Source organism: Lelliottia sp. RWM.1 (assembly GCF_016859735.1).
GTDB lineage: Bacteria > Pseudomonadota > Gammaproteobacteria > Enterobacterales > Enterobacteriaceae > Enterobacter.
The window spans coordinates 1-3,273 of the sequence record NZ_WLVC01000102.1; the positions used below are offsets into that span (position 1 = coordinate 1).

Here is a 3,273-nt window from a genome sequence, read left to right on the forward strand (position 1 = left end):
ATTTGAGAAAGAGCTCGTACGCAAGTACGGGCTTTTTTTTCGCATGTTGCACACCTGCGGGGGGATGAGAAGCCCCGACCGGGGTTCGACAACTGGCACAGCCAGTTGGACAGACTGAGAGCGCAGCGAACAGGCTGCCCGAAGGGCGAGCGAAGCGAGTCAATCCCCCCCTCACCGCCATATTTGAGAAAGAGCTCGTACGCAGGTACGGGCTTTTTTTTCGCATGTTGCACACCTGCGGAGTGAAGGGGAACATACGGCTGAGGTGGTCATTCCGTTCACTTTATGTTCCTTGCCACTCTGTCACCACATTACTCGTGAACGTGCCAGGGTGGCTCACCGCCCCCTGGCGACCCGGTTATTCCTTACGGCTTATCGGGGACGGGCGGAGGCAACGTCGCTGTAAGCCCTCAACTCTTCTGAAACAACTCAAATAGCTTCAGGTTATTGTTTTTGTTGATCAATATCTCAAGGGATTAAAATTACTCCTCCACCATCCGCGCATACTCTTCCGTCAGAAAATCCACCAGTGTCCTCACGGATGGCAATAGCCCACGCCTCGACGGATACACCGCATGAATGACTTCCCGGCGGGGTTCCCATTCATCCAATACCCGGACCAGCTCACCTGACGCAAGCTGGTCTTTCACCATCAAAATGGGAAGTTGCACCACACCCACACCGGCCATTGCAGCTTCCCGTAACGCCAGCATATCAGTCGTGATAAAACGCGGGGCATAGTGAATCTCCGCTTTTGCCCCTTGCGAGCCAGTCAAATCCCATTTATGAACTTGCCTCCCCTCCCCCATACTCAACCCCGGCCATCGGCTTAGCTCTGAGGGCATAACCGGTTTCCCCATACGCTGAATTAAATCTGGCCCGGCCACCAGACAATGTCCCCTGTCGGCAAGCACCCGTAAAACCAGGTCGCTGTCATCAAACGGGCGTGGACGCACGCGGATTGCGATATCGATCCCCTCGCCCACCAGATCCACCCGGCGATTGGTGGCTTCAAGCTGGAGATTAATTCCCGGGTATTTCGCCATAAAGCGCGCCAGCATCGGGCCCACGTGTACATGCAGCAACGTCACCGGACAAGTGATCCTGACAATACCGCGCGGCTCAGCCTGTAACGCCGCGACCGCCTCTTCCGCCGCCTCAGCCTCCACCAACATTGCTTTACAGTGTTGATAAAAAGTCTGGCCCACTTCGGTAACGGTAAACTGGCGTGTGGTGCGCTGAATTAATCGCACCCCAAGTCGGTCTTCAAGCTGTGCAATCCTGCGGCTCAGTTTTGATTTTGGCTGATCGAGCGCCCTTCCGGCCGCAGCGAAACCACCGTAGTCGACCACCTTCACAAACCACACGAAGTCATTGAGATCCTGCATAAAACCTCATCGTTCCATTTTAAGAACAGTGAATGTCATTTTCACTGCCTACCGGGATATTAGTTCTGAATATAAGCTAATCAATATCAACAGACTACCAGGAGAAAAACATGAAAAACGTTACAGGTGTCTATACCGCGCCTCGCCAGCACTGGGTGGGTGACGGCTTCCCCGTCAGGTCGATGTTTTCTTATCAGACTCACGGCGAACCCCTCAGCCCGTTCCTGCTACTGGATTACGCTGGCCCGTACACATTCCCGGCTGACGGAGAAAAGCGCGGCGTGGGCGAACACCCGCATCGTGGTTTTGAAACGGTCACCATCGTCTATTCCGGTGAAGTGGAGCATCGCGACTCCACTGGCAAAGGCGGCGTAATTGGCCCCGGTGATGTGCAGTGGATGACTGCAGGTGCTGGCATTCTGCATGAAGAGTTCCACTCCAGTGCATTCTCGCAGAAAGGTGGCGAGCTCAAAATGATGCAGCTTTGGGTCAACCTGCCCGCGAAGGACAAGATGGCGAAGCCGGGTTATCAGAGCATTACCAGGCATGAAATCCCGGTGGTGACGCTGTCAGAAGAACGTGGATCGCTGCGGGTAATTGCTGGCCATTATGGTGATATTACCGGCCCGGCGCACACTTTCTCGCCGCTAAATGTCTGGGATATTACCCTCCGTCAGGGAAGCCATCTCGCACTGACTCAGCCCGAAGGCTGGAGTACCGCGCTGGTAGTCCTTGAAGGCAACATCACGGTAAACGGTACAACCCAGGCGGGTGAAGCGCAGCTTGTGGTTCTCAGCCAGGAAGGCAGCAAACTGCACCTGGAAGCGAGCAGTGATGCCAAAGTGCTGCTGATGGCTGGCGCCCCTCTGAACGAACCGATTGTGGGCTACGGCCCGTTTGTGATGAACAGTAAAACCGAAATCACGGAAGCCATTCGTGATTTCAACTCCGGCCGCTTCGGCCAGATCTGAGCGTAATAAAGGAGAAGAAAATGTCTACACCTGCGAATTTTAACGGAATGCGTCCGGTCATTGACGCGAACGACGCGGTCATGTTGTTGATCGATCATCAAAGCGGACTGTTCCAGACCGTCGGGGATATGCCAATGCCGGAGCTACGCGCCCGTGCGGCGGCACTGGCTAAAATGGCGACCCTTGCCGGGATCCCGGTAATTACTACCGCATCCGTTCCACAGGGTCCAAACGGTCCTTTAATCCCGGAGATCCACGCCAACGCCCCGCATGCACAATATGTGGCACGGAAAGGCGAGATCAACGCATGGGATAACCCGGAATTTGTCGCGGCCGTAAAAGCCACCGGACGCAACACGTTGATCATTGCCGGGACAATCACCAGCGTTTGCATGGCGTTTCCGTCAATCAGCGCGGTTGCTGACGGGTATAAGGTGTTTGCGGTTATTGATGCATCCGGAACGTACAGCAAGATGGCGCAGGAGATCACGCTGGCACGGGTTGTTCAGGCGGGTGTGGTTCCAATGGATACCGCGGCGGTTGCCTCCGAGATCCAGCGGACATGGAACCGTGAAGATGCGGCAGAATGGGCCGACGTCTACACCCACATTTTCCCGGCATACCAGTTGCTGATCGAAAGTTATGCTAAAGCGCAAGAGGTCGTTAAGAATAGCGAAGTGCTCGATTCACAGCGGTAATGCACAGCTCCATGGCATAAAAACCGTGGAGCTGATTATTGCTTAACCGAACAAGCACTAAAGCGTAAAATCTGCTTGACCGTTTTAGCGCAACTCCCTATAGTAGCGCCCCGTTGCCCCCCAAGTGGTCAGGCAGCAAACAATATGGTGAGGTGTCCGAGTGGCTGAAGGAGCACGCCTGGAAAGTGTGTATACGGCAACGTATCGGGGGTTCGA

At 54.8% G+C, this 3,273-nt stretch carries 3 protein-coding genes and 1 other RNA gene; 3 read left to right on the forward strand and 1 reads right to left on the reverse strand.

What is annotated here, in order from left to right; all coding sequences use genetic code 11:
- Nucleotides 1-43: 43 nt before the first annotated feature.
- Nucleotides 44-180: non-coding RNA, RtT sRNA (locus GF617_RS26560), on the forward strand.
- A gap of 302 nt (nucleotides 181-482) precedes the next feature.
- On the opposite strand, the gene GF617_RS26565 is transcribed toward GF617_RS26560, so the two are convergent.
- Nucleotides 483-1,388 carry a LysR family transcriptional regulator gene (locus tag GF617_RS26565; protein ID WP_181623015.1) on the reverse strand — a complete coding sequence of 302 codons (906 nt, stop codon included), beginning with the start codon at nucleotides 1,386-1,388 and terminating at the stop codon, nucleotides 483-485.
- A 110-nt stretch (nucleotides 1,389-1,498) separates the two neighbouring features.
- On the opposite strand from GF617_RS26565, the gene GF617_RS26570 reads away from it, so the two are divergent.
- Together GF617_RS26570 and GF617_RS26575 are read left to right on the forward strand one after the other, a co-directional pair.
- Entirely contained in the window at nucleotides 1,499-2,359 is an 861-nt protein-coding gene (locus GF617_RS26570) for a pirin family protein (RefSeq protein WP_181623014.1), read from the forward strand.
- A 20-nt stretch (nucleotides 2,360-2,379) separates the two neighbouring features.
- Nucleotides 2,380-3,057 (forward strand): isochorismatase family protein, encoded by a 678-nt coding sequence (locus GF617_RS26575; RefSeq protein ID WP_181623013.1) that lies wholly within the window; start codon nucleotides 2,380-2,382, stop codon nucleotides 3,055-3,057.
- Nucleotides 3,058-3,273 lie beyond the last annotated feature (216 nt).

What these genes read in the sequence shown, in the direction of transcription:
- GF617_RS26570 (WP_181623014.1), top strand. Translation starts at nt 1,499, where the DNA reads ATGAAAAACGTTACAGGTGTCTATACCGCGCCTCGCCAGCACTGGGTG.
- GF617_RS26565 (WP_181623015.1), bottom strand. Translation starts at nt 1,388, where the DNA reads ATGCAGGATCTCAATGACTTCGTGTGGTTTGTGAAGGTGGTCGACTAC.
- GF617_RS26575 (WP_181623013.1), top strand. Translation starts at nt 2,380, where the DNA reads ATGTCTACACCTGCGAATTTTAACGGAATGCGTCCGGTCATTGACGCG.